The 25,822-nt window shown below is 56.2% G+C and carries 27 protein-coding genes and 1 pseudogene; 24 read left to right on the top strand and 4 right to left on the bottom strand.

The features are described from left to right. The first annotated feature begins 7 nt into the window (after positions 1-7). Both traD and HX803_RS17635 read left to right on the top strand, forming a co-directional pair. Positions 8-2,113, top strand: coding sequence for a type IV conjugative transfer system coupling protein TraD (gene traD, locus HX803_RS17640; RefSeq protein WP_178922120.1), 2,106 nt, complete (start codon positions 8-10; stop codon positions 2,111-2,113). An 85-nt stretch (positions 2,114-2,198) separates the two neighbouring features. Further along, positions 2,199-2,930: a TIGR03747 family integrating conjugative element membrane protein gene (locus HX803_RS17635; RefSeq protein WP_038848945.1), complete on the top strand. Its 732-nt coding sequence runs from the start codon at positions 2,199-2,201 to the stop codon at positions 2,928-2,930. Between the two features lie 20 nt (positions 2,931-2,950). On the opposite strand, the gene HX803_RS17630 is transcribed toward HX803_RS17635, so the two are convergent. Beyond that, positions 2,951-3,532 (bottom strand): YniB family protein, encoded by a 582-nt coding sequence (locus HX803_RS17630; protein WP_025999941.1) that lies wholly within the window; start codon positions 3,530-3,532, stop codon positions 2,951-2,953. 282 nt (positions 3,533-3,814) lie between these two features. Here HX803_RS17630 and HX803_RS17625 point away from each other — a divergent pair, with 282 nt between their 5' ends. The 10 genes from HX803_RS17625 (at position 3,815) to HX803_RS17580 (ending at position 11,676) form a co-directional block, all read left to right on the top strand. Then, positions 3,815-4,150, top strand: a complete 336-nt coding sequence (locus HX803_RS17625; protein WP_025999942.1) for an RAQPRD family integrative conjugative element protein — start codon at positions 3,815-3,817, stop codon at positions 4,148-4,150. Further along, on the top strand, positions 4,147-4,386 hold the full coding sequence (locus HX803_RS17620; RefSeq protein WP_016978882.1) for a TIGR03758 family integrating conjugative element protein: 240 nt from the start codon (positions 4,147-4,149) through the stop codon (positions 4,384-4,386). Before HX803_RS17625 ends, HX803_RS17620 begins: the two co-directional genes overlap by 4 nt. Before the next feature lie 17 nt (positions 4,387-4,403). Continuing rightward, positions 4,404-4,775, top strand: coding sequence for a TIGR03745 family integrating conjugative element membrane protein (locus tag HX803_RS17615; protein ID WP_016978883.1), 372 nt, complete (start codon positions 4,404-4,406; stop codon positions 4,773-4,775). Positions 4,776-4,782: 7 nt separating this feature from the next. Then, entirely contained in the window at positions 4,783-5,196 is a 414-nt protein-coding gene (locus HX803_RS17610) for a TIGR03750 family conjugal transfer protein (RefSeq protein WP_016978884.1), read from the top strand. Continuing rightward, positions 5,193-5,834 (top strand): PFL_4703 family integrating conjugative element protein, encoded by a 642-nt coding sequence (locus tag HX803_RS17605; protein WP_016978885.1) that lies wholly within the window; start codon positions 5,193-5,195, stop codon positions 5,832-5,834. Before HX803_RS17610 ends, HX803_RS17605 begins: the two co-directional genes overlap by 4 nt. Then, positions 5,831-6,643: a TIGR03749 family integrating conjugative element protein gene (locus HX803_RS17600; RefSeq protein ID WP_016978886.1), complete on the top strand. Its 813-nt coding sequence runs from the start codon at positions 5,831-5,833 to the stop codon at positions 6,641-6,643. The genes HX803_RS17605 and HX803_RS17600 overlap by 4 nt, the downstream gene beginning before the upstream one ends. Further along, the gene (locus tag HX803_RS17595) at positions 6,633-8,150 is read left to right on the top strand and encodes a TIGR03752 family integrating conjugative element protein (RefSeq protein WP_016978887.1); all 1,518 of its coding nucleotides are present in this window, start codon (positions 6,633-6,635) and stop codon (positions 8,148-8,150) included. The genes HX803_RS17600 and HX803_RS17595 overlap by 11 nt, the downstream gene beginning before the upstream one ends. Beyond that, complete coding sequence (locus HX803_RS17590; RefSeq protein ID WP_038848940.1) at positions 8,113-8,529, top strand: TIGR03751 family conjugal transfer lipoprotein; 417 nt, start codon at positions 8,113-8,115, stop codon at positions 8,527-8,529. Before HX803_RS17595 ends, HX803_RS17590 begins: the two co-directional genes overlap by 38 nt. Next, entirely contained in the window at positions 8,529-11,279 is a 2,751-nt protein-coding gene (locus tag HX803_RS17585; RefSeq protein ID WP_016978889.1) for a conjugative transfer ATPase, read from the top strand. The genes HX803_RS17590 and HX803_RS17585 overlap by 1 nt, the downstream gene beginning before the upstream one ends. Before the next feature lie 124 nt (positions 11,280-11,403). Continuing rightward, a complete protein-coding gene (locus HX803_RS17580) occupies positions 11,404-11,676 on the top strand; it encodes an HU family DNA-binding protein (RefSeq protein ID WP_016978890.1) in 273 nt (90 codons plus the stop codon). Between the two features lie 134 nt (positions 11,677-11,810). Here the strand turns inward: HX803_RS17580 and HX803_RS17575 are convergent, their stop codons facing one another. Next, positions 11,811-12,083 (bottom strand): LasR-specific antiactivator QslA, encoded by a 273-nt coding sequence (locus HX803_RS17575; protein WP_038848938.1) that lies wholly within the window; start codon positions 12,081-12,083, stop codon positions 11,811-11,813. Between the two features lie 168 nt (positions 12,084-12,251). On the opposite strand from HX803_RS17575, the gene HX803_RS17570 reads away from it, so the two are divergent. The 5 genes from HX803_RS17570 to HX803_RS17550 all read left to right on the top strand — a co-directional run bounded on the left by HX803_RS17570 (position 12,252) and on the right by HX803_RS17550 (position 16,810). Further along, positions 12,252-12,506, top strand: coding sequence for a helix-turn-helix domain-containing protein (locus HX803_RS17570; protein WP_003174132.1), 255 nt, complete (start codon positions 12,252-12,254; stop codon positions 12,504-12,506). A 104-nt stretch (positions 12,507-12,610) separates the two neighbouring features. Continuing rightward, positions 12,611-13,567: a TIGR03756 family integrating conjugative element protein gene (locus tag HX803_RS17565; protein WP_025999943.1), complete on the top strand. Its 957-nt coding sequence runs from the start codon at positions 12,611-12,613 to the stop codon at positions 13,565-13,567. Next, positions 13,564-14,946 carry an integrating conjugative element protein gene (locus HX803_RS17560; RefSeq protein WP_025999944.1) on the top strand — a complete coding sequence of 461 codons (1,383 nt, stop codon included), beginning with the start codon at positions 13,564-13,566 and terminating at the stop codon, positions 14,944-14,946. The genes HX803_RS17565 and HX803_RS17560 overlap by 4 nt, the downstream gene beginning before the upstream one ends. A gap of 3 nt (positions 14,947-14,949) precedes the next feature. Continuing rightward, positions 14,950-15,258 carry a hypothetical protein gene (locus HX803_RS17555; protein ID WP_016978894.1) on the top strand — a complete coding sequence of 103 codons (309 nt, stop codon included), beginning with the start codon at positions 14,950-14,952 and terminating at the stop codon, positions 15,256-15,258. Between the two features lie 10 nt (positions 15,259-15,268). Beyond that, positions 15,269-16,810 (top strand): conjugal transfer protein TraG N-terminal domain-containing protein, encoded by a 1,542-nt coding sequence (locus tag HX803_RS17550; RefSeq protein ID WP_016978895.1) that lies wholly within the window; start codon positions 15,269-15,271, stop codon positions 16,808-16,810. On the opposite strand, the gene HX803_RS17545 is transcribed toward HX803_RS17550, so the two are convergent. Further along, the gene (locus tag HX803_RS17545) at positions 16,799-17,197 is read right to left on the bottom strand and encodes a DUF3742 family protein (RefSeq protein WP_038848934.1); all 399 of its coding nucleotides are present in this window, start codon (positions 17,195-17,197) and stop codon (positions 16,799-16,801) included. The two genes, HX803_RS17550 and HX803_RS17545, sit on opposite strands and share 12 nt — an antisense overlap. 456 nt (positions 17,198-17,653) lie before the next feature. Between HX803_RS17545 and HX803_RS17540 the strand changes: the two genes are divergently transcribed. Then, positions 17,654-17,983 carry a hypothetical protein gene (locus HX803_RS17540; RefSeq protein WP_016978896.1) on the top strand — a complete coding sequence of 110 codons (330 nt, stop codon included), beginning with the start codon at positions 17,654-17,656 and terminating at the stop codon, positions 17,981-17,983. Between the two features lie 131 nt (positions 17,984-18,114). Continuing rightward, positions 18,115-19,074 carry an ArdC family protein gene (locus HX803_RS17535; protein WP_016978897.1) on the top strand — a complete coding sequence of 320 codons (960 nt, stop codon included), beginning with the start codon at positions 18,115-18,117 and terminating at the stop codon, positions 19,072-19,074. A gap of 131 nt (positions 19,075-19,205) precedes the next feature. Here the strand turns inward: HX803_RS17535 and HX803_RS17530 are convergent, their stop codons facing one another. Next, on the bottom strand, positions 19,206-19,403 hold the full coding sequence (locus tag HX803_RS17530) for a hypothetical protein (protein ID WP_007901093.1): 198 nt from the start codon (positions 19,401-19,403) through the stop codon (positions 19,206-19,208). A gap of 220 nt (positions 19,404-19,623) precedes the next feature. Here HX803_RS17530 and mobH point away from each other — a divergent pair, with 220 nt between their 5' ends. The 5 genes and pseudogenes from mobH to HX803_RS17510 all read left to right on the top strand — a co-directional run bounded on the left by mobH (position 19,624) and on the right by HX803_RS17510 (position 25,512). Beyond that, the gene (gene mobH, locus HX803_RS17525) at positions 19,624-21,348 is read left to right on the top strand and encodes a MobH family relaxase (protein WP_095013550.1); all 1,725 of its coding nucleotides are present in this window, start codon (positions 19,624-19,626) and stop codon (positions 21,346-21,348) included. Positions 21,349-21,675: 327 nt separating this feature from the next. Next, positions 21,676-21,880, top strand: a pseudogene (locus tag HX803_RS32800) (hypothetical protein). 116 nt (positions 21,881-21,996) lie between these two features. Next, positions 21,997-23,073: a hypothetical protein gene (locus tag HX803_RS17520; RefSeq protein ID WP_016978900.1), complete on the top strand. Its 1,077-nt coding sequence runs from the start codon at positions 21,997-21,999 to the stop codon at positions 23,071-23,073. Further along, positions 23,074-24,714, top strand: coding sequence for a hypothetical protein (locus HX803_RS17515; RefSeq protein WP_178922118.1), 1,641 nt, complete (start codon positions 23,074-23,076; stop codon positions 24,712-24,714). Between the two features lie 156 nt (positions 24,715-24,870). Next, positions 24,871-25,512 carry a restriction endonuclease gene (locus HX803_RS17510; RefSeq protein WP_200864542.1) on the top strand — a complete coding sequence of 214 codons (642 nt, stop codon included), beginning with the start codon at positions 24,871-24,873 and terminating at the stop codon, positions 25,510-25,512. Positions 25,513-25,822: the final 310 nt, after the last annotated feature.

Below are 25,822 nucleotides of genomic sequence, written 5' to 3'. Positions count from 1 at the left end.
TCGGGTCATGGCCGAGCATGCGATGGAGTCCAAGCTGCGGCCAGCGGTGGAGCTGTACACGGTAGCGATCTGCGTCGCTGCCGCAGTGTTGTGCGTGTACTCGCCCTGGGCCGTGGCCCTGTCACCGGAGATCGGTCTGATTGCGGCGCTGGCCTATACCCTGTTCGGCCTGATCCGCCTGCGACAAGCCTGGGAGGTGCTGCGCTATCGGCGCAATATCCGACGGCTCCCCCGCTACGAACTGACCAGCCGGCAGGTTCCGGTTAGCCGTAAGCGCCTGTTCACGGGCCGCGGCTTTCGCTGGACCCGCCTGCACACCCAGCGCCTGGTCGAAGCCCAGGATCCGGCGGTCGCCCACTATGTCGACCAACCGACCTGTTACCGCTTGGCCCGTGGACTCGAACGTCGTCTGGAGCATGTACCGTTTCCTCTCTCTACATTGGCGCGTGTCACCGCTTGGGACAGTGCCTTCAATCCGTTACGTCCTTTACCCCCAGTCGGTGGCTCGCCGCTGTTGCATGGGGTCGAGCCCAATGAAACAGAAGTCAGTCTGCCGCTGGGCGAACGGGTCGGACACACCCTGGTGCTAGGCACTACTCGTGTCGGCAAGACGCGACTCGCCGAGGTGTACATCACCCAGGACATTCACCGCGTCGAACATGAAGTGGTCATCGTCTTCGATCCGAAGGGCGATGCCGACCTGCTCAAGCGCATGTACGTCGAAGCCAAACGCGCTGGTCGGGAGAAAGAGTTTTATGTCTTCCATCTGGGGTGGCCAGAAATCTCGGCCCGCTACAATGCGGTAGGACGCTTCGGGCGTATCTCGGAAGTGGCGTCACGCATCGCCGGGCAGCTCAGCGGCGAAGGTAACTCCGCGGCCTTTCGCGAGTTTGCCTGGCGTTTCGTCAACATCATCGCCCGTGCCCTGATCGAGTTAGGCCGGCGCCCGGACTACCTGCAAATCCAACGGCATGTTGTCAACATCGACGCGCTGTTCATCGAATACGCCCAGCAGTTTTTCGCCAAAACCGATCCGAAAGCCTGGGAAGTGATCGTCCAACTGGAAGGCAAGCTCACCGAGAAGAACATTCCCCGGCATATGGTGGGCCGCGAAAAACGCGTGGTGGCCATCGAGCAGTACCTGGCGGTGAAACGGGTATTTGATCCGGTAATGGACGGACTGCGTTCGGCGGTGCGGTATGACCGTACTTACTTCGACAAAATCGTTGCCTCGTTACTACCGCTGCTGGAGAAACTTACCACCGGCAAGACCGCCCAGTTACTGGCTCCTAACTACACCGACCTGGATGACCCGCGGCCAATCTTCGACTGGATGCAGATCATCCGAAAACGCGGCATCGTCTATGTCGGCCTGGATGCGCTGACCGATGCCGAGGTCGCTGCCGCCGTAGGTAACTCCATGTTCGCCGACTTGGTCTCGGTCGCCGGACACATCTACAAACACGGCGTCGACCATGGCCTGCCCCAATCAGGTAACTACAGTGACAAGTTGCCGATCAACCTGCACGCCGACGAGTTCAACGAGTTGATGGGCGATGAGTTCATTCCGCTGATCAACAAGGGTGGCGGTGCCGGTATCCAGGTAACCGCCTACACCCAGACCCTTAGCGATATCGAAGCGCGAATCGGTAACCGCGCCAAGGCCGGCCAGGTGATCGGCAATTTCAACACCCTGCAGATGCTCCGCGTGCGCGAAACCGCCACCGCTGAACTGCTCACCCAGCAGTTACCCAAGGTCAATGTGCTGACCAAAACCCTAGTGTCGGGCGCCACCGACACCTCCGATCCTGAGGCCAATACCGACTTCACTTCGTCCTCGCAGGATCGCGTCAGCAGCACCAGTGTGCCGTTGATCGAGCCCGCTCACATCGTCAGTTTGCCCAAGGGGCAAATGTTCTCCTTCCAGGCCGGTGGCCAGCTCTGGAAAGTCCGTATGCCTTTGCCAAAACCCTCCAATGACGACGCCATGCCCAAAGACCTGCAGGAACTCACTCAACGCATGCGGGCGATCTACAACACGCAGGCGGGGCAGTGGTGGAGCGCCAGTGGTGGCGGCCCAACTCCCAACTTCGATTTAGATCAGGTGGGGTAGCCCTACCCTGATGGTTTCGATTCAGCAAAACATATACAGAAGGCGCGTTAACGCCATCAGCCATGTGGCACTAATGGAGTGAATGATGGTGACTTCCGTACAGAACACGCCGCCACAACCGATCCAGCATCCGGGGATGATCGTCTCGGCCATCAGCCTGGTCCTGCGCATCATCGGCTTGCTGGTTGCCTCACTGCTGTTCTCGATTCTGATTGAGTTCGCCGGTTTGCTGCTGTTCTGGAGCGATCAGGGCTGGCGGCACAGCCAAGCCATGCTGAATAGCGAATTGAGCTGGCTCAGCGAACACTTCAAATATTCACTTATCATCCAACAACCCGGACAGGCGATTGTCCAGTGGCTGGATTTCCTAAATCAGTGGCTGTTGGTCAAGACTGGATTTGCGGATTTTGCCCGGCAGGCGCGGGTATCGAGCCAAGGCAACGGCTTCTGGAGCTGGGCCAATCAGGTCTACGTGAGCATCGAAAATTTCGTGCTGGCCGCGGTCTACGTCACCTTCACCTTTGTGGTGCGGCTGATAATTCTGGTCCTAGCCTTGCCGCTGTTCTTGCTGAGTATGTTCACTGGCTTTGTCGATGGCTTGATACGCCGCGACCTTCGCAAATTTGGCGCGGGGCGAGAAAGCAGCTTCGTCTACCACCGCGCTAAGCGAGCTGTATTACCACTGCTGCTCGTACCCTGGATTATTTACCTATCCCTACCGTTTTCGCTCAACCCCATGGCGGTTTTTTTGCCTTGTGCAGTGATACTTGGAATAGCAACCGCTATCACCGCTGCGACGTTCAAAAAATACATTTGATAGAGCGCACTGCTGGCGTGCTAAACCATTCCGGTAAATTTAGCCAACACTGCGACGATATAACCGCCAATGATAGACAAACCAACGATACCCCACGGCCGCTGCCACCAATCACCGTTGGACGATTGCGGCATTGATTGCTGGTAAAAATTGATGTGGCCGATCTGGTTTGCGTTGACTTGGGTTGCGGCTCCATTCTGCATCGAGTTGCGCCACTGGGCCTCCTCAAGACGTTCGAGCTGGGCCTGAACACGCCCTCTGAGATGTCTAGCTGAAAGCAGCAATTGCTTTCCAACAATCATCACACCCAGCAACCCGAGAAACAGCAAATTCCCATAGCTGAGTGGTTTTTCCTGATTGAGAGTAGGCGCGTTGTTCCATACAAAACCGATGAAGGGCGATGTGATTTGATAAATATCAGCTACCAAGTTTTGCATCAGCCCACCCAGATGCCCAAAAATCTCTGACTCAGCGAGTTTCTCCGCTTGACGGTGTAGAGAAATCAACAACGAGACAAAATAAAATAACGCACCGAAGACCATCAATGAGAAGCCCACGCCCTGCCGAATACGATACCGCCGAATTGCTTGTTGAATGTTCACTCTTTGCACTCACTCTTCGTTAACTGATTCCGTTGGAGCTTATCTGCGCCCCGCTAGCGACGTTGTTAGCGGAATCAAACGTTAACGGCCACCGATCGTTTTTCATGAGCAATCGAGACAGTGCTTGCAGTGTAATCGCGTCACTTTTCCGTTTTTATAGCCTTCGATACGGTGCCCCAAAGAGCTGTGTCGAAATAAATGACGCAGCGTGTTTCATATTTCTTACTGCTGAGCCCTGGAGGTTAGTTGAATGCTGGCTCCATCTCCAAATGGGCTACCCACATGTCAACCAAATTTTTCAGAATCTGCCCACTGGTCGTACTGATGACGTTCCATAGGGGCAGCTATGCCGCCTCTACTCATGAGCAAGATCAGTTCAGTTTAATTCTGCAGCAACTCGACACTATCGAACGCCTTGCGACACGGGCCGAGACAGCCAACACGGCTGAATCAGTCGAGCGCTATCGGTTCGACTATCCCCGTCTGTCGCAAGACATCCAACGCATCCGCCACGGAGTGCAGGGCTACCTGTCTCCCTCCCGCGCTCAGCCCCGAGATCCCAGTGAATTAGTCGGCGATTACCGCCTCGACACGCCGCCCACGGAGCCGTCGCCATGAGCATGACCGACGCGCAGAGCGCTGCCTTTCAAAACGCTTCCGGCTTCTCGCCGCATAGCAGTTCGACGCTGTGGCAGTCCCTGGTTCTCGTTCTGGCGTTGCTTTGGTGTGCCTGGGTGATGTGGACGGCTTACCGAGGTTGGGCCACTGGCAGTGTGCGCTTTGGAGCCTTCGGCGGCAGCGCCGCCCGCGTGCTGCTCGCCTTGCTGGTTCTGATGTTCTTCACCCTGTCCTAACACCGGAGATCACCATCATGCTCAAGTGCCTTGCCCCCCTGAAAAACAACCTGCGTAATCGTGCCAGCCAGCGCTTGATCGGGCTGCTCCTGGTGCTCGGTCCAAGCCTGGCTTTTGCCGAGCTCCCCACCATGGAAGCACCTTCTCGTGGTGAAGGTTCCGGGTTGATCGAAACGATCAAAAACTACGCCTACGACGGCGGCATCCTGCTCGGTCTGCTGATTGCCCTGCTCGCTTTTTTAGGAGTGGCCTGGCATTCGCTGACGGTGTATGCCGACGTGCAGAACCAACGCAAGACCTGGAAAGACTTGGGTGCGGTGGTCGGTATCGGTGCTCTGTTGGTGGTGATCATCATCTGGTTCCTGACCAAGGCTGCCGCGATTCTGTGAGGTTGGCATGAACAACGCTATCGAACGCCTTGCCGACGGCACCTTGGTCTTTCTGCCGGAGCGACTCAATCGTGATCCCGCCGTACTGCGCGGGTTGACCAATGATGAGATGTGGATGGCGCTCGGTGCCGGCGCAATCATTGGACTACTGCTGGGCGTTCCTCTGGTGATCGCCACCGCCTCCATTGCCGTAGCGCCGACCAGCATGATCGCAGGCATGACGGTGGTGCTATTTGCCGGTGGCACACTACTGCGTCGGGCCAAACGGGCCCGCCCCGAGACCTGGCTGTACCGCAAACTCGAATGGATACTCGCCAGCCGTTGGCGCCTGGGTCGCGGCAGTCTGATTCTCCACTCCGGCGCCTGGACGGTTCGCCGTTCGCGTCGACTGCGCCCTGCCCTGTCTCGGTGGAAGTCATGAGCCGATTTCGAAACAAGGTCGATGCCCAACAGGCCCACATCTTCAGCCTGCGCCTGGCGGTAATGATCCTTGCCCTGGTCTGTGCCGGGCTCTGGTACGGCTGGCGTTCGGCACCGACCGATCTGACCGTGCATGTACCACCGGATCTGCGTTCGGGCAGCACTCGCAAGTGGTGGGATATCCCCTCAGAGAATGTCTATGCCTTTGCCCTCTACATCTTTGGCCAACTCAACCGCTGGCCCTCGGATGGCGAGCAGGATTATCGCCGCGCCATCTATGGCTTGCAGTCCTACCTGACCCCCGCCTGCAAGGCCTTCCTCGACGGCGACTACGAGTACCGCAAGGCCGCCGGCGAACTACGCCAGCGGGTGCGTGGCGTCTACGAAATTCTGGGCCGAGGTTACAGCGAAGATCCGGAGCTCAGGGTCAAGCAACTCGACCGCGACAGCTGGCTGGTCAAGCTCGACCTCAACGCCGATGAGTATTACGCCGCCGAACCGGTGAAGCGGGTGGTGGTGCGTTATCCATTACGCGTGGTGCGTTTTGATCTTGATCCCGAACGCAACAAGTGGGGACTGGCACTCGATTGTTATCAGGGCACTCCGCAAAAAATCTCCCTGCCTGGAGGTGAGCCATGAAGCGGATGTCTACCCTGGGACTCACCGTCGTAATGATGCTATGGGGAGTTGCGGCGCAGGCCGTCGAGCTGATGCACTGGGAACGCCTACCCCTCGCGATCCCTCTGATGATCAATCAGGAACGAGTGGTCTTTATCGATGAGGATGTTCGAGTCGGCGTGCCCTCAACCCTGACAGGTAAGCTGCGCGTGCAATCAACTGGTGGCACGCTGTACCTGCGCGCGTCGGAAGCCATTGCACCGACCCGACTGCAACTGCAATCAGTCACGACGGGCGAGATCATCCTTCTAGATATCGCGGCCACACCCGGCGATCAACCGCTGGAGCCCGTGCGTATTCTCAAAAATGCTCCGGTGCAGACTACCGAGACGGAATCTAGCACCGTCCCTGCTCCAGATCGTACGCCAATCCCAGTCGTTTTGACGCGCTACGCCGCACAGAGCCTATACGCGCCGCTGCGCACTGTAGAATCCCTGCCCGGCGTACGCCGCGTATCGCTCAAGCTGCGCACCGAACTGCCAACCCTGCTGCCGACCGAAAACGTATCCAGCACACCTATCGCCGCCTGGCGGCTCGGTGATTACTGGGTGACGGCGGTGAAGTTGCGCAATCGTGGTTCAGAGACGGTACAACTCGATCCGCGTCGGCTTCAGGCCAAGCTGTTCGCTGCGGCTTTCCAGCATGTTTTTCTCGGACCGGTCGGCAGTGCTGAAGACACCACGATCGCCTACCTCGTCACTCGCGGTGCCGGCCTCGAGCACGTCGTGCTGCTCTCACCCGTTGATCGAGGTGCGGACGATGAAAGCTAACGCCTTGCTCAAATGGCTGGTACCGGCTGCGCTGCTGGCCGTGGTGTTGATCATCCTGAAAACCTGGGTCGCGGGTGGCAGCACGCCTTCTCCAGAAAACCCAGTTGATCAGGACAACCTTCAATTATCCACCGAGCAAGCCAAGTCGCTCGGCATTGCTGGCGATACTCCCCGGGATACGGTCGCCACCCTGGTCGGCCAGGTGAAAGCCATGCGCAGTGACATGCTCGGTTTGAAGAAACACAATGACTCATTGCAGACGGAAAACAACCGCCTTCGCGAGCGGGAAAACAGTGTCGATTCGCGTATCCAGACTGCGCTTGGCAGCGTAACCCAGCAGGTCGACGAAGGCCGCCGCCAAGTCAACGAGGCCCGACTCAAAGCGGAACAAGACAGTCGTCAGGCTCGCGGCCTGCTGACGCAATTGCAGGAACAGTTGTCGGGGCTGACCGGCAAAAGCAAGGACATGCCGATCGGATTGGGGCTTGAGCCCGACGACGGCGCTCAGTTTGAAGGGCGACACTCTACCAATGATGCGCTGCAGTGGATTGAACCCTCGGACGTTCCGTCCACAGATGCCCAAGGCAAAACCAAGACCTCCCGAGCATTGAGTCTGCCTACTACCTTCAACTCACTGGAAGGCATGAAAGATAACGCCATTGATCGCAGCCAGAAACAACTACGTGCAGCAATCCAGGGTGAACGTGACCTGACGAGATCCGTGGATCGTACCGAAGGCGCGAAGCCGGTCTACACGATCCCCGAAAACGCGACGCTGATGGGCTCGGTCGCCATGACCGCGCTGATCGGCCGAGTCCCGGTGGACGGCACCGTGAATGACCCCTATCCCTTCAAGGTGCTGGTCGGCCCGGAGAACCTGACTGCCAACGGCATCGACCTGCCGGACGTCGCGGGGGCCGTGATGAGCGGCACGGCGTCCGGGGACTGGACCCTGTCTTGCGTACGCGGACAGGTCGAGTCAATCACCTTTGTGTTTACCGATGGCACCATCCGTACTGTGCCTCAGCCGAAGGCGGTAGCCAGCCGCAATGCCTCCACCACCCAGAGCTCGAACACCGACAAGATCCGCGGTGGACTCGGTTATCTGTCCGATCCGTATGGCATCCCGTGCATCGCTGGCGAGCGCCGCTCGAACGCCCAGCAGTACCTCGGCAGCCAGAGCCTGATCACTGCGGCCGGCACCGGTGTCGCCGCCTTGCTCGGGGATGAGCAGAACAACAGCAGCGTGATCAGTTCGGGCGGCAGTACGCTCGGGGTCACCAGCAGCACGGGCAACAGCGCGCTGAACTCAATCCTCAGTGGTGGGGTCAGCGACATCCGCGAGTGGATCAACAAGCTGTATGGCGAGGCCTTTGCTGCCGTGTACGTGCCACCGGCCGCACAGGTCGCACTGCACCTCGACCATGAGATCACCATCGACTACGAGCCCAAGGGCCGGAGCGTTCGCCATGAAAAAGACCATGTTTCCCTGCCTGACCTGGATTAGCGTGTTCTGCTGGGTCCTGACGGGGTGTTCCACCGACAAGGAGACACTACTGCCCCATGGCGAGCAAACCATGCTGGACATCTGGAACAGCGCCGGTTCGCAAGGCACTCAGCAGCAACTACTGGATGCTCGGCAGCAGTTACGCCGTCCGCTCGCCCAGGCGAATTTATCCGCTTATCGCCAAGAACCGTACACGCGCACAGCGACGAACGAGATCCAAAATTTGTTCCCTCGCCTGCCCAATCCTGATCTGGTGCTGTACGTGTATCCGCATTTGAGTGGTACCGAGCAGGCACCGGTCCCAGGGTACTCGACTGTCTTTCCGTTCTACCAACGGGTGCAGTACGCATTGCCGGGTGAACGTCAGGAAGACTTGTAGTGCGTACTGGCGATTCGGGCAACCGCACTGCTGCGTGGAAAACTTGGCGCAATCCATTGCGCCCTCGCGCCACCCTGGCTGATGAAGCCGCACTGTACGCGCACAACCCCAGCTTCACCGATCACCTGCCGTGGGTCGAATACCTCGACACCGAACAGTGTTTTCTGCTCGATGACAATCGCTCGGTGGGTGCGGTGTTCGAGTTGCTGCCTATCGGCACTGAAGGGCGCGAACCCGATTGGTTGATGGCCGCCCGCGACGCACTCGAAGACGCCCTGCAGGATAGTTTTGATGAGTTGGATCAAGCGCCTTGGGTGGCGCAGTTTTTCTGCCAGGACGACAACGACTTCACCCCTTATCTGAACCGGCTCACTAGCTATATCCAGGACAGCGCGCGAGGGACGGTCTTCACGGAAGCGTGCCTAGAACTCACTCGCCGTCATCTGAAGGCCGTTGCCAAACCGGGTGGGCTGTTTGAGGACAAGGTCGTCACACGCCTCCCCTGGCGCGGCAATAACCGACGGGTGCGCCTGGTGGTCTATCGCTGGCTTGAGTCTGACGCTGAGGAGACGGGACTCACCCCGGTGCAAGCCCTGCAACAGGCTTGCGAACGTATCGCGGCTTCGTTGCAGGCGTGCGGGGTGCAATCGACGCGAGTCGATGGCCGAGGTCTGTATGCCTGGTTAGTGCCCTGGTTCAATCCAGCCCCCACGCTCACCGATGAATCGCCCGAGGAGTTCTACCGCCGCGTGGCCTATCCGGAGTCGGGCGGCGGTGAGTCGCTGGAACTGCCCTTCGACCATGACTTCGCCGAGCGGCTATTTTTCAATGAGCCGCGTTCGGATGTGCAGCGCGGACTCTGGTTTTTTGACGATCAGCCCCACCGGGTCATGGTAGTGGACAAGCTGCGCCGAGCGCCCTTGATTGGTCAACTCACCGGAGAAACCCGCAAGGGTGACGCGGTGAATGCCCTGTTCGACCAGTTGCCCGAAGGCACGGTGATGAGCCTGACCTTGGTGGTCAAACCACAGGATGTGCTCGAAGAGCAGTTGAACCGCCTAGCGCGCAAAGCCATCGGTGAAAACCTGGCCTCGACTCAGACCCGCCAGGATGTTGAAGAGGCTCGCGCGATCATCGGCCGCCAGCACAAGCTGTACCGGGGAACCCTGGCATTTTACGTGCGCGGTCACGATGAACAGCAATTGCACCAGCGCTCGGTCAGCCTGGCCAACGCACTACTGGGTGCGGGCCTGCAACCGGTACGTGAAGGCGATGAAGTCGCCGCCTGCAACAGTTACCTGCGTTGGTTACCAATGGCTTACAACCCGGCCCGCGACACGCGCAACTGGTACACCCGCCTGATGTTCGCCCAGCACCTGGCGAACCTGGTTCCGGTGTGGGGCCGCAGCACGGGCACCGGCCACCCGGGGATCACCCTGTTCAATCGTGGTGGCTCGCCGTTGAGCTTTGATCCGTTGTCACGCCTGGACCGTGCCATGAACGGCCATCTGTTGTTGTTCGGCCCCACCGGTGCCGGCAAGTCGGCCACCCTGGTCACCCTGCTGATGCAGGTCATGGCGGTGTACCGCCCTCGCTTATTTATCGTCGAGGCCGGCAACTCATTCGGCTTGCAGGGAGACTACTTCGCGACACAAGGCCTCTCCGTCAACAAGGTCCAATTGAAACCTGGCGCCTCGGTCAGTCTCGCCCCCTTTGCCGATGCCTGGCGCCTGGTCGAGCAACCGGATCAGGTGGCGAGTTTATCGATCGATGAGCTGGACGATGAGGCGGTAGCCAGTCGGGAAGACCAGCGCGATGTTCTCGGCGAATTGGAAATCACCGCTCGCCTGATGATCACCGGCGGCGAGGCCAAGGAAGAGGCGCGCCTGAGTCGAGCCGATCGCAGCTTGATCCGCGAGTGCATTCTTGATGCGGCGCAGACCTGTGTCGCGGCGGGTCGCCAGGTACTGACCCGCAACGTGCGCGACGCCTTACTGCGCGTCGCCGCTGACACACACTTGCCGGAGAAGCGTCGCGAGCGTGCCCAGGAAATGGGTGAGTCCATCGACCTGTTTTGCCAAGGTTTCGAGGGTGAACTGTTCGATCGCGAGGGCACGCCTTGGCCCGAGAGCGATGTGACCATTGTCGATCTCGCCACTTACGCTCGCGAAGGCTACGAGGCGCAGATGTCCATCAGCTACATCAGCCTGATGAACACCGTGAACCACCTAGCCGAACGCGACCAGTACCTGGGAAGGCCAATCATCATGGTCACCGACGAAGGCCATATCATCACCAAAAACCCGCTGCTGGCGCCCTTCGTGGTCAAGGGCACGAAGATGTGGCGCAAGCTCGGCGCTTGGTTCTGGCTGGCGACGCAAAACCTTGCCGACTTTCCCACGGCCGCGCAGACCATGCTCAACATGATCGAATGGTGGATTTGTTTGAACATGCCGCCGGCGGAAATCGAAGAGATTGCTCGCTTCAAGAAGCTTTCACCGGCGCAAAAAGCCTTGTTGCTCTCTGCCAGCAAGGAGCCGGGTAAATTCACCGAAGGGGTCGTGCTGTCGAAGAAGCTCGAAACGCTGTTTCGGGCCGTGCCGCCCAGTCTTTATCTCGCCCTGGCCATGACGGAACCGGAGGAGAAGGCCGAACGCTGGACTTTAATGCAGGAATACCAGTGTTCAGAGCTAGAGGCGGCTTTTCGGGTAGCTGAGCGCATTGACCAGGCCCGTGGAATTTGGAGGTAAGTATCGATTTGAAGCCCCAATAGCGTTACATCTACACAGGGCTGGAGAGCGGTTTTGTGCTGGATATGCCCGAACTATCTGAGTAAATTACTCGTCACCATTCAGCCAGCAGAAGGAGTCATACATGAATAAAAACGATCTCGTCGAGGCCATAGCGAGCTCCGCCGACCTTCCGAAGTCCACTGCCGGACGCGCGCTGGAAGCCCTCACAACCATCATATCCACTGCGTTGCAAAGCGGTGAGAACGTCACCTTGGTTGGTTTTGGTACCTTTACGGTGAAAGCGCGTGCAGCGCGCGACGGCCGTAACCCTCAAACTGGGGCCACCATCAAGATCGCAGCCGCGAAGACGCCTAGTTTCAAAGCCGGTAAGTCGCTGAAAGACGCGGTTAACTAGACGTTGGTGGCGATTACCCAATACCAACTCTGCGAGGGCGCTGGTATTGGGGCTTCAGTAGCCGAAACGCTTGCTTGCTGAACTCCGGAAGCCGTTTAGCCATGAGTATGAACGCGTCTTAAACGTCGTTTTTCTCAGCTTTGATTGGGGCTGGGTGACACACCGCTTAGCCGCTGCTGAATCCTCAACAAGAATCCGGCTTCAAAGGCATCCTGGCAGTCACCGACAGGAAAGGTCTTACGTGTTTGCGCCAGCTCCCACCACAGCGGAATCTCGCCGGGCGTATCAAGCCAAACCTGAGCGCATTGCACGCCACGTTCGATCATCGGAGCAAATTCGTTGCCCCAAGGTGTCAGAAGACTTGGACAACCATCCGCCGCGGGAATTGAAATGTAGTTTTCGTCCATACACACCCTAGAGTTCTGATTTTATTGTTAGACGCTGGACCCAGCCTCGAAATCTTAACGACACCAAATGAACGCTCGATAACAGGCCTGAACACCAAATGGCTAGATCAATGTCAATGTAGACTATATCCCGTGGATTGAGAGTCCCTCAAGGCGCAATTTGCGCGCATGACTCAAGACTACGAACAACTTCGTCTGCAGCTGGCGGAAAACATCCGCTTGATGCGGCGCGTAAAGAACCTTACCCAAGAGCAGCTCGCGCTCATGGCGGAGGTGGATCGCACCTACGTCAGTCAAATCGAACGATGCACGGGCAATCCGTCGCTGTTAGTCCTGTGCAAGCTCGCCAATATTTTCGAAATTACCGCAGATCAGTTACTTGTGGAACCCGATATCCTGCGCAGCGCCCTTCACGTCAAATAATAGTCTCACTGCTCACAAACCCGATAGATCCGCCTTCATAATTTCCACTGACAGTCTTCAGTCTCTAACCGAACCTGCCCAGGCATACACCGAGAGCCTGGATCATGCCTGTTGTCTGCTCGTCAATCCCGCCCACAAAGTTACGGCCCTTAGCGCTAAGCATCCTGCTGACGTGCGGCCCAAGCGTGGCGCTGGACAGCGGCAGCATCACGTCCTCTGTGCTTTCTCCAAACTGTCTCGAATACAGGGTCGTCGGCATTTGTTTCTGGCTCCTCTGCACGCCCTTCGGTTGTACAGTCAAAACCTCGACCAAGGTGCGTCATTTCATTCCTGAACTCGTGGTCTCAAGCTACTCCACCACGGGCAATAACCCCTGGACCGAGATGGCCACCCTCTCCTCTCCCGTCAGCGGTGCGGAAGGTGGCGGCAACCTGATCACCCCAAACACCCACCGCGATAACCTGCCCCGCTTCAAGAACGTCGATGGCATCGGCCACCCCGGTGGCTGGCTCGCAACGCAACTGGCTTCGCAATCCGGCTACGCCTGCGCCAGCGGCGCAACTGCGGTCATGCCCTACTACCTGAGCACCCTGGACTCACTGGCCTGGCGTCATGGCATCCCGGAAAGCTTCTACCCCGAGTCGCTCATGCCGGGGACCCGTGAAGTCGGTCGTCCGGCTTCGGGAAACATGTGGGGCAATGTTTATCCCCGGCAGGGCTTTCTGGTACAGCCCGACGATTTCAAGGCGGCCGCCGTCATGGCGCAACGGGCCGGCGATGTGATTACCCGCAACGGGCAACCGCATGTGTACTTACCCCTCACGCCCGCCAAACGCGACGGCTACTGGCCGCCTAGCCCGATCGTTGAAAACGACGCTTCGACCCACAAATGGCAATTGCTCTACCCTCGGACTCAGCCTACGTGTGCCATCTTCCCCAGCGATCCGGTACAGAGTGCGGATGGAGGATACGCCTGGTCGCTGTGGCGTCCCTATAGCTGCTGCAAACGTGAAGGTCAGACCTTTCTGTTCAGCATCGACTTCGAAGGAGGTGCTTCATGAGTCGGCTTCTCGCACGACCATGGTTGGGCGTGATGAGTCTGTTGCTCTGCGGACTGCTCGTCATGGCCACACATGCCCACGCTGCCGAGGGCGATTACCGCCTGGGCACTCAAGGCGAAGTACTCGACGACCGAGTGATGTACACCATTGGTGGCGGCTCGGCAGTTGGCTCTCCGAGTTCGCTCTACCGACCCAGTGGTCTCGGAGTCGGCGGGTCATGGCGAGCGAACATGATGTGCGGAAACATGAGCCTCACCAACACCCTGCAAAACCAACTGAACGGTGCCACCGAAGGTTTCCAGCAGATCATGGGCAGCATCGTGCAGAACGCGACCCAAGCCGTGATGTCTCTGCCAGCATTGATCATCCAGCGCGCCAACCCTGGTCTCTATGAGTTGCTCAGTAACGGGGTGATGCAGGGGCGTATCGACTTCGACCGCTCCAAGCTGACCTGCCAGGCCATGGCCGAGAAGATGGCGGACAAGGTCGGTCAAGCCAGTTGGGGCGCGCTGGCCAAGAACCAGGAAATGCAGGGCAATCTGGAGCAAACCGGCGGTGATGCGGTGGCAGCAGTGAAAAACACCGAGGCCCATAACGGCAACAATGGGGTGGCCTGGGTCGGCGGCTCAAAGGCTGGTGGTGATGAGCAGACGCCCATTCGGGTGACCGCCGACGTGGTCCGTGCAGGCTATAACCTGCTGCATAACCGTATGGTGGATGACAGTGCCTCGATCAGTAGCAGTGATTGCCTGGGAGGGGCTATTTGTCAGACCTGGGCCTCACCGCAGGAAGAATCTGAGTGGGCTGTTCGCGTGTTGGGCGAGAGCGAAGTCGCGACCTGCGACAGCTGCGAAACCCTGCGTGCGACCGCTGGCAGCGGATTGACGCCGCTGATCCAGGAGGCCTACAGCGAACGCCTCAAGGCCCTGCAAGGTTTGCTGTCGGGCTCTCTGCCGCCTACCCCTGACAATCTGACTAAAGCCTCCAGCCCGATGCTGCCGGTGACCCGTGGTGTGGTTGAAGCCCTGCGCGACGATCCCGACCAGGATCTGCTGGCGCGACGCCTGGCCAGCGAGACAGCCTTGTCCAGCGTACTCGACAAGGCATTGCTACTGCTGCGCACGCTGCTGGCGGGCAGTCACGAACCGAACATCGCCTCCGCCGAGCCGGCTCAAACCGCCTTGACGAAAAACATCGACGCTCTGGAGCGCGAAATACGCCTGCTGCAGACCGAACTGCAGGTCAGGCAGATGCTGGCCACCAACACCGCCAGCCTGGTGCTCGATCGGCATGCCGGTGGTGCCGATGCTTCGCGTACCGTCGAGCAAGGAGATCCTGAGCCGGGCCGACTCAATGATGCTGACGCTAGGCGCAAGTGAGCCATGAAACGCTCACCGCGATTCACTCTGTTTTCAGGTCTGGGGATTGCCGCAGTGATGATGCTGACCGTCGCGCTGGTCGCCTGGACCGGCCGCACTGCGCTGGATAGTGTCGAGGTCTGGCAGCAGGCATTCGAATCCGCACGGCCTTATCTGCGGTGGTGGCGCGCCCTGCTCTACGCCGCTCTCTTTGCGCTCTGGTGGGATCTGCTTCGGCGCTACCGATATCGACCACAGGATCGACTGCGCGTGAAACGCATCGGGACATTAGGGCTCGTGCTCTTTACCTGCGTCGAACTCACCCGACTGTGAGGTCACCACCATGCTCATGAGCACCAACAGCTACCTGGAGTTTTACCTCTCCCTGCTGTCCTGGATCATCAACAACGGCCTCTGGAGCGTCCTGTCCGACACCGGGCTATTCGCTGCACCCTTTGGTGCGATCATCTTGCAGGAATGGCTATCGGCCCGTCAGCAAGGCGCGGATGAAGGTAACAAGGGACTGCTCTCAGTTCCGCGGATCGAGAACCGGTTGTGGCTGGCCTACATCGTGGTGTTGTTCGGCTGCGCGCCGGTCTTTCCGTTGAGCCTCTCGTCAATGACGTTCGATGATGCGGCGAGCCAGCGCTGCGGCGTGAGTGTGGCCCAACCGACGGAAACCGCCTGGGGGACGACCTTCAATACCATCGGCGAACGCTCCGCCAACGTTCCGATCTGGTGGTTTCTGGTGCATGCCTTGAGCAAAGGGGTAACCGCGGCGGCCACCGCTTCCATTCCCTGCACACCGGATATCCGACAAATGCGTATGGAGATCGACAGCTCGCGTATCGACAGTCAGGTACTGCTGCAGGAAGTCGCCGATTTCACTCGCGACTGCTACGGCTATTCCCGCTCTCGGCTATTCACCAACCGTCCGCTGTTGGACAAGGTACAAAGTCACGACGCCTCCTGGATCGGCTCAAGCTATTTTCTCGACACACCCGGCTACTACGATACGGATCGCTCACGCACACCGAGAGTCAGCTGGCCGTATGACGACAACCGCGATGTTTCCTTGCCGCGGCTGGAGAATGGCGCGGGCTACCCCACCTGCAAGCAGTGGTGGAGTGATAGCGGTGTTGGCTTGCGCGAGCGCTTGATCGAGCAGGTCGACCCCTCGCTGCTGACTCAGCTGAAAGGTTGGTTGACTGGGCGTTCGAGCAACGAGATCGAGGATGCCACCCTGCGCGAGCTGGTCAGCCCGCGCCAGCAATCGATGTCCATGTCGCCCGGACAGGTGTATCAGGACTACGGCTCCAGCGCTCGTGGCGGTTCGATCAATCAGGGGCTCAATAACCTAGCCACCAATACCGGGCTGGCCCTCGGTTCCTTCAGCAACTTCCCGGCAATGAATGCACTACGCGCCGCCTTGCCGATGGTGCAGGCGTTCCTGATCATGGGCGTCATCATCAGCTTGCCGCTGATCCTGCTGGTCAGTACCTACCAGTTGAAAACTGTCATGACCGTGACGTTCGCGCTGTTCACCTTACACATGCTGAGCTTCTGGTGGGAACTCGCTCGCTGGGTCGACTCCAGCATGCTCGATACGCTGTACAACCAGGTTTCGGCTTCCAATCAAGTGCTGTTATCGCTGCCCACATCCGGCTTCATGGATGGAACCGTCACGGCACAGGTGATCGAGTATGTGATGGGGGCGATGTTCATCGTGCTACCAATGCTGTTTCTAGGGGCCATGAGCTGGGCAGGATATTCAGTCGGCAACGGGATTCAGGGCATGTTGGCGAACGGTAGCAAAGCCGCAAGTGATTCAGCGAGCAAAGGTACGGATCAAATATTGGGTGCTGCTAAACGTTCAATTAGATGACTTGCTGTCGCCTATATAATGCCCATTGTCATCGAAGTCACCGATGTAGAGATCAGCACCTAGGTAGTCTGGTCCTGGACTTTCCTCTTGATGATCGGAACCAACAAAAGCCCTGAACCATAGCAAAGTGATGACAGCCAGCATCATCACAAAAAAAGTAACCAGCCAAACACTGACAAAGAGCAATCCTCCGATCAATGCCAGTTTGGCAATCAGAAAGCTCCCGCGAACAAGTAATTTACCTGCGGGCATACCTGCCGTCACCGCACGCTCAGCCAGGCGGGACTCAAACGCTTTCAATTTGCGATAACCACGCTTTACCGACGTGCCACATGCGTACGCCCAGCTGTGGCCACGTGAATTCTGAACAGGTTGCTGAGTCGGCATGCTCTCGCCCTCTTCTGAGCGTTTTCATGGTTGAGACAGGAGTAACAGCCTACTACTGAAAACTGTCTGTGCCTGACCGTTTATCAGTTTGCCCAGCCGAAAAAATCTTCACTGGAAGACAGAAGACAAGCCCCGTGAAAAAGCCTATCTACAGTGATTGACCCAGATAAATCGTCCAGCTAAATACAAGGTACGGATCGCTGTTATCGACAGCACTTTCCCAGGTAGCCAGAACCTTCAAGGCTCCGTCACTTCGATGATGGTTCTCCCCAAGTGCGATTAGCGTTCGGTGGCTCGCACGGTGACCGTTGCTACGGTGATGAACGCCTACTGCTCTCCTGAGCGCCTTTCGAGCGCTGCTCGTGAGATAAGCCCTCTTGATTTTCTTCAACCCACTGCGGGGAAATCTTTCCCCGCACAGGGCAGGTTTCTTCGCGTTTTCAACGGAGACATACCATGCCCGACTCACTTACACCGCAAACACTGAACACCCTTCGGTTGCCCATCGTGTTCACCCCTGGCGCGTGGCAACGCGCAGTACTGCTCGAGCAATCCGATCACGCTGAGAAGCTGCAGGTCGATCGGTTGAGCCACGTATTGCGCGCAGCCTTCGAAGCCCACCTGGCCTATCCACACAAGCCCTACGTGCTGTTCGAGGTAATCCACATTGAACCAACCGATCACTTACACCACGACCCGTTGCTGCAATTGAGTCTGAGCCTACTCCAAGAACCGGGTCAGCCTGCCGCCTTGCTGATAGCGCTTGCAGGAGAACACCAGCGCTAAGCGCAATGGGCGGCGCCCACCTCCACATTCGGGCGGCATGCAAGACCTGCATCAATCCAACCCATCACCCAACCGGGGAACCCTCCCCCGACGGGCAAGGCGTTCCTCCGTTTTCTCTCGAGGAAATTGCCATGCGCGATATCTACCAAGACGTAACTGACAAGATCGTTACCGCGTTAGACCAAGGCGTTGCTCCCTGGATCAAACCCTGGTCCTCAAGTGGCTCCGCTTACATCGGTCATCAACCCTACCCCGTCAACGCCATCACACGACGTCCGTATTCGGGCATCAATTTACCGCTGCTCTGGGCCGAGGCCAGGTTGCAGGGGTTCACTCAAGATCGTTGGCTGACCTTCAACCAAGCCAAAAAGACCGGTGGGCACATTCGTAAGGGTGAGCACAGCACTCTGGCGGTGCTCTACAAGCCGATGGAGCGCGAGGAACAGACCGAGTCAGGCCAACCCGTACTCGATGAAAACGGTCAGCCCAAGGTCGCTCACTTCGGCATTCTCAGGACACATTTTCTGTTCAACATCGAGCAAACGGAGGGGCTCGAAATGCTCAATGAAACCCTGCTCGAGACGGAACAGAGTGATCCCTTCCAGCCCAACAGCGCCGCGGAAAATCTGCTATTAAGTTCAGGTGCACGCATCGTTCATCGGCCTGCCGACGAAGCCTTTTACCACCCGATCAGGGATCTCATCCAACTGCCGACAAAAGCACAATTTCACGATGAAGGCGGGTACTACGCCACGGCACTTCATGAGCTGACGCACTGGACCGGGCATCACTCTCGGTTGCAGCGCGAAGGCATGACGTCAGCCTGTCCGTTCGGCTCGCCAGGCTACGCGTTTGAGGAGTTGATCGCCGAGATGGGCGCTGCTTTTTTATGTGCCTACGCCGGTATACAGGGGGAGCTGCGGCACGAGGGCTACATCGACTCCTGGCTCGGCCTGCTCAAAGCTGACAAACGCGCGATCTTTCGCGCCAGTGGTCTGGCCCGAAGCGCCTCGGAGCATGTACTCAACCTGGAGCAGCAGCTGAAGCAGATGGTAATGGATGACTCACGATGCATGAACGATGGAGTTTGATCGTTAACTCACCGTTGCAATCGCATCACAGGGCCCAACGCGAGTTGGGCCCTTTTTCTGCGCCCAGAAAAATCCCCATGCCGCGGGGCTCTGATGCAAAGAGTCAGGGATGGGCACACACTCGCAGCCTGTCATTCCGCATCCAGGTTCTGCGCCAGAAAATCCACCAGCTCGAGCGGACTTCGGCTATCGATTACCTTGTAGATCAGATCACGCTTACTGCGCGGCAACTTCTTGACCACGCTCTTCGCCGAGGCCCGGACGGCTTCGTCGGTCCCATGGATACGTGCCGCGAGCAGCAGCACGAGCGTGGCGTCAGTGAGGTTCATGGCAAGACCCAAAAAATAGGCACCGCAGTGTACCGACTCTTGTCTTTTCCGTACTAGCCCCAACAAAACGATGCCTAGCAGTATCCATATTCCGATTGCCGCGCAAAGGGACACGCGCCAAAAGGACGGTAAGGGTTGGAAAGGAATGGGGGGTCAAGGGTAAGAGCCCTATCCGAAAAGGCTAAAAGGCCACTGACCCAGCCACTTCCCGGAGGTCACGATGCTCAGCCTGTTTCGCCGCAAAAGGCAGAAGCCCTCTCCGCCACTGACCGTCAACGTCGCCGAAGGTTACCTGCCCATCGAGTCGGCTCACAGCTTGTTAGCTGCGGAGCACCGCCGCCAGTTGCTCGATCGCATCTGGCAGTACACCGCCCTCTCCCACGCGCAGTTCATCCAGCTCTATTTAAATCCGATCCATCGCTACGCCGAACAGGTCCAGCAACTCCCGGCCAGCGAGACCCACCACCATGCGTATCTCGGCGGTATGCTCGACCATGGACTGGAACTGGTCGCTTGCAGTTTGAAACTGCGTCAGTCGTATCTGCTTCCCACTGGCGCCGCGCCCGAAGACCAGGCGGCCCAGACCGACGCGTGGTCGGCGGGCATCGCCTATGGCGCGCTGCTGCATGACATCGGGAAGATCGCCGTGGACCTGGTGGTCGAACGCCAGGATGGCCGTCTTTGGCATCCTTGGCAGGGTTCCCTGGATCAACCCTACCGTTTTCGCTACCTCAAAGGCCGCGACTATCACCTGCACGGCGCCGCCGCAGGCTTGCTCTACACCCAGATTCTCGACCGCACGATCCTGGACTGGCTCAGTGGCTTTCCGCCGCTATGGGCCAGTCTGCTGTATGTCCTGGCCGGTCAGTACGAACGTGCTGGCGTGCTCGGTGAGTTGGTGATGCAGGCCGACCGTGTCTCCACCGCGCAAAACATCGGTGGCAACCCAAGCAAGGCGCTGCAGGCCCCGATTCATTCGCTGCAACATCACTTGATCAGCGGACTGCGTCATCTGGTTCAGCACGAGCTGAAACTCAACCAGCCAGGTGCCGCAGGATGGCTGACCCAGGACGCACTCTGGCTCGTCAGCAAGACGGTCACGGACAAGCTGCGAGCCTATCTGCTGTCGCAATCGATTGAGGGCATTCCCTTCTCCAACATCGCGGTGTTCGACGAACTCCAGTCGCATGGGTTGGTCGAGTCCACCCCGGCAGGCAAAGCCATCTGGACCGCTCTTGTCGCACAAGGGAACTGGCAGCAAACCTTTACTTTTCTGCGCATCCAACCGGCTTTAATTTGGGGGAGCGAAGACCGCCCCGAGGCTTTCAGCGGAACGGTGAGCATGGCAGTCGATAACCACTCGACTGACGCTCCGGTATCACCGCCAGCACCCAAAGCTGTCAATACAAGATCAACTCAAAGCCCATCGCAGCCAGATCCCATTGCGATGGAGGATGCCGACTACCTCGGAACGCTGCTCGACATGTTCGAGCGGGAAGAGCCTGAGCTCAGCGACGCATCGTCAGCAAGCACTCTCGAAATCTCAATTCCCTCGACGGATAACCCTGGTCAGGTTTTCCTGAATTGGGTCAGGGAAGGCATTCAAAGTCATAAGCTGATCATCAACGACAGCAAGGCCAAGGTTCACACTGTGGACGGCATTGTGTTTCTGGTAACACCTGGCCTCTTCCAACGCTACGCTCAGGAGTTTCCTGGTATCTCACAGGGTGCCGAGCACGAAGGTGAAGAATGGCGCTGGGTGCAGAAGCAGTTCGAGAAACTGAAGGTCCACAGGAAGCGAGGCAACGGTCTAAACATCTGGATTTGCCAAGTACAAGGCCCTAGGAAAAAAACCACATTGAAGGGGTATTTGATTGAGGATCCAAAGCTATTTTTTGAATTGATACCGCCCGATAATCCCTTTCTTAAAATCGAAAAAGATTAAATTTCCAGAGTGCCCCACTAATGGGGACCGAAGCGCAGAGCTGACTCTGGAGTGACTCGCTGTTACACCGCTTTATTACCCATCGTGGGTGGTGCATTGCGTCCATGATGGATTGGATCCACCGCAGCCCCGGCTCGCCTAGCCTGTCCTACTTTATCTCTTCACCTTGTAGCAATTTTTGAGCAGGCTTTCACACAGGCCTGTCACGAGCACCACCGGTTCTTTGTTTGTCGTCTTGGGGAATCGACCCTTGTATAGGAAGGGGCGGCAGTAAATCACCCTATCAACGTTCGACTGCTACGCCGAGTTCTTCACGGAGGATTCGCGATGCCAAATTCAGACCTGCTCCCTTCACTGCTCGTCAAAATTAACGAAAACCAGCTCGCCCTTGAAGCGGCGATTCTGGAGCTTTCCAATTGGGTGGAGCGGCTCGTCAGAGGTAGCCGACAACGTTCGCGGCGCCTTGGCCGCGATTGACCGCAACGAAGAGTTCATAAAGATGACGCTTGCGCTCCTACTTACGCCACCGTGACCCCGGATCAATCAGGGATGATTTCCAAGTGATATCAAAATGTAATCGCTGACCGCTGGCAAAAGCGCTAGGATCAGACATTACATTGGCGCACTTTGTTTTCAGAAGGAAAAATCATGAATGGAATCGCTTCGGTGCTCGAGGCCAAAATTCTCAGCACAAGCCTACATCACCTCGATATCGAGACTGAGACATGTAATTCCGTTGCCATTCCCGTAGATAAAGCAGATCTCGAAGCCTATTTGAGCGCCTTGCTATTAGAAATTCATGGGCGTCCGCAGAACCGCCTGTACACATTGGCCAGTCCAACAACCGAATTCGCAACTTCCCTGAATGCATTTTTCGGCAGCAAAGACCTGGTAACCGCGCCTGAGACCCAGACACTAGCCGAACGTTTGCTGCGCATCGAAGTAAATACTGAAGAGCGTTATGGGCACCTGGATAGGTCAGGTAAGGGGCTTCTCAATAAAGGGAGTTTTCTCCAATTCCTTTATGTAGATGGAGGCTCGCTATCCTACTTAGGGGTGAAGATCGAGCATCAGCGATTTATTGATGAAACCGATCTGAAACAAAAAATTGGCCTTGGTGAATCCAATAAAATTTACAAGGCTTGCAAAGTAAGCATGGATGCCCAAGGAAAATTGGAACAAGTCTTCGTATTTGACACGCACTCCCGACCGTCAACCTACTGGTGGAAGGAGGTGCTGGAGCTACAACAGCTACGCAGTGATGCGCTCAATACCGAAACCGCTGTCAAGTGGGTGGTGAAGACACTTGGCAAGGTCAAGAGTGTATCGCCGGTCGATTATACGATCCTCCGCAACGCCACCATCGCGGCATTTAAGCAGACCGAAACGTTGAACTTCGATGATTTCGTGACCAAAACGTTTGCCAGCTATGCTCCACTGAGCACCACACTTGCCGAGGAGCTGCCAAACCTCGTGACCACGTTACGCTCGCTTCCGGAAAAACGAAAATTTGATGGGCAGTTCACTCTAGTCCCGTCAGCAGTACCCTTTCGCCGTCAAACTATCAAAGTCTCCGATCAAATCAGTGTGGCGTACGACGAGGATATTCCTGATCTTCCCGACAAGATCTGGTATTCGAAAACTCCAGCGGGCCAATCAGTCTTGGTGCTGGACGCACCTAATGTTGCAGGAATCTTCACCGAAAAGCCCTGGGACCTGAAATAAATGCTCAGCAGCCTTTTCACCTCTCGCCTAACTATTTCATCAGCAGAGGAACGGCTCGACCAATACAGACTTAACGCTGGTGAGCTCTGCACTATCTCTAAAGCTCGAGACATAGTAGATGATGCGTTTAAGTACTGGCGACTGCAGATTTCGCCCCGTGACAGGTTCTCCCTGACAATCGGATACGACGAGGACTCAAGGTGTGTAACGGACTTCTCCGAAGCAAGCTGCGCGCGCGTAAACGAGCTCTTCGAACTGAATGACGAAGATGACACATGCCGCATGTCAGTGGAGCTCATCGTACATAAAACGGTGCAACATCAACGACTGTCCTTATACGCACCGGCCTTGCTCGGCGCTTACTTAGAAAGCACCCCTACTCTCCAGGTATTAAAAGTTTTGGCTGGACGCATGGAGGGTGCACTGATTTTTGAATGCTTTGCTCCAATCGCGGCGGCTACCAGTTCAAGCATCTCGTTTCAATGTTCTGCGGATACGGCAGCCAATACCGGTGACCAACAGCAGGAGATCAACCGGAAGTCTGTCTTCGAAATTTTCCAGGACAATTGTTTTAGCAGAACCTTGCCGGGCATTTTTGTGCCGCAGGACTTCAATCTTACGACAGCAACCGGTGTGAGAGGCATTGATAATTTCTTTAAAAAAGCGCGAACTCTAGTCTCAGCGATATTTATTGCCAGCTCCGCAGAGTTAGATGATAAGGACCACCTCGAATATCGTATTTGTGGATACAAGACAATAGCGGGAACGGGACCACTAGATGACTTGACCGAAGGATCCGACATACTCTATAAATTGGTAACTTGGGCTTACGGAGATGGTGGAAACGCTGACAAAATCGGACTCGCCCGCAATGTCTTGTCGCTGTATATAACCGAATTGAAAAACCTATCCAATCATCCAGAAATAATTCACGCGACCCACTCAAACTATCAAATTTATTTAAAAGAAAACGTAGAAAGCTACCTTGAAGTAAAGGGCAAGATCACCGATATCCTCGTCGATGCAGTAAAAAAAACCCATGACCTCGTTGATTCGTTTATCGACTCGCTTAAAAATGGTATATTTGTATTATTAACATTTGTGCTAACCGTCGTGGTAGTCAACGGTCTCAAAGACACCAGTACCAGCGCGATATTCTCCTCGACCTACATTTGGGTCGTGGTTATCTTGTGCCTATTAATGAGCATTTGGGTTTTTAGTGCGCGTTCCAGTTCGCTCAGCCAGTTTGACAGGGCGTTCGACTCAATCGAAGAGTTGCTAAAACGAAACTACCATGGAGTACTTCAACTGGCCGAGGTTGACAATGCTTTGAACCCTGTTCGGATCAGCAACCGGGATTACTTGAGGAGTCAGTCGACACATTATGTCAGGGTGTGGTTGCTCATCGTCTTACTTCTGATTACCGGTTTCGTCATAGGAAACGTGCTTTTCGTTCAAGCGTCAACAGCGTCTAATTCAGCGCTCCCGCTTACACCAACCCAAGTACCAGTGCCGAACCCTGTAAATAAACAGGCCGCACCGTCTCCCGGTACGTTTGAACATACTAATCAACTGGATCGACTCAAGCCTACCAATGCGCTCGATCGCCGCGTCAATTTACGACATGGCAAATCCGATTAACAATGTATTTCTCCATCCCGGTTAATGTCGTGTACGCTCACTTTGAGCATTTTGAAAAAAACGTAACATTAGAGTTACCCAAGGAAATATTTAAAAATGTGGAATTTTTGCGGTGATATTGAGTACGAATGTCATAAGTGCAAAATCAAAAACACCATGCCTATTGATGACTTCAGCATTGAGTGCACAGGCGGCTCCGAAAGATCAATGGGAGCCGAAAGCATCTACGAGCTTATCTGCGAACTATCCTGTGCCAAATGTGGAAACAATATCTCATTAAACTTTGAAGCATCAGAATACCCGTCAGAAATCCTAAATTTCATCATTGACAACTCAACTGGCGCGAACACTTTAAACGAACCAAGAATTGAGTACTTACAAGAGTTCTACCAAGCCGATGACCTCGACTTGCTTTGGCAATCGATCCCCGAACTGATCACGACACTTAAAAGCAACCCAAAGCTAATAAGAGAAATATCACCTCGTGAATTCGAAGAGTTGATCGCGGAAATATTTCGAAAAAAAGGTTTTGAAGTTGAGCTTACCAAAAGAACTCGAGATGGCGGAAAAGACATTATTGCGATATCCACCGACCAACTTGGAATCAAAAACAAATACTTTATTGAATGCAAACGCTATGCGGAAGACAACAAAGTCGGTGTAGAAGTTGTGAGAGCGCTACATGGCGTGAAAAACATGAAAGAAGGACCAAATAAAACAGTCATAGCAACAACCTCTTTTTTACGAAAGACGCTAGAGATTTTGTTGACAATGAAATTTCCAGCAGTTGGGACATGACACTTGCAGATTTTGATGAAATTATGAAATGGATTAACGACCATTAAAAAATTTCGGCGGAGGAACCTCGCCCCCGCCTTTACTCTATGCCATCCATTGCGCTGGAAACGTAGGCGCGCCCGTAATTTTTACGATGAAGTCACTCACCGATAACAGTATGACCATCTGAGAATTCGGCCGGCTTCGTGCACACTCCATTTTCTAGTTATCACTCGAAAACAGATACCTTTCAACAGATATCAAACCCGAGCTCAACCATTCGCTGTTTCTCGTTGGGTTTCAGCACCTTCGTAAGCGTCCGAACTACACC

This window comes from Pseudomonas sp. P7548 (genome assembly GCF_013386585.1).
Classification (GTDB): Bacteria; Pseudomonadota; Gammaproteobacteria; order Pseudomonadales; family Pseudomonadaceae; genus Aquipseudomonas.
The sequence above is the reverse complement of the archived record's forward strand: the minus strand, read 5'-3'. Positions and strand labels throughout refer to the sequence as shown.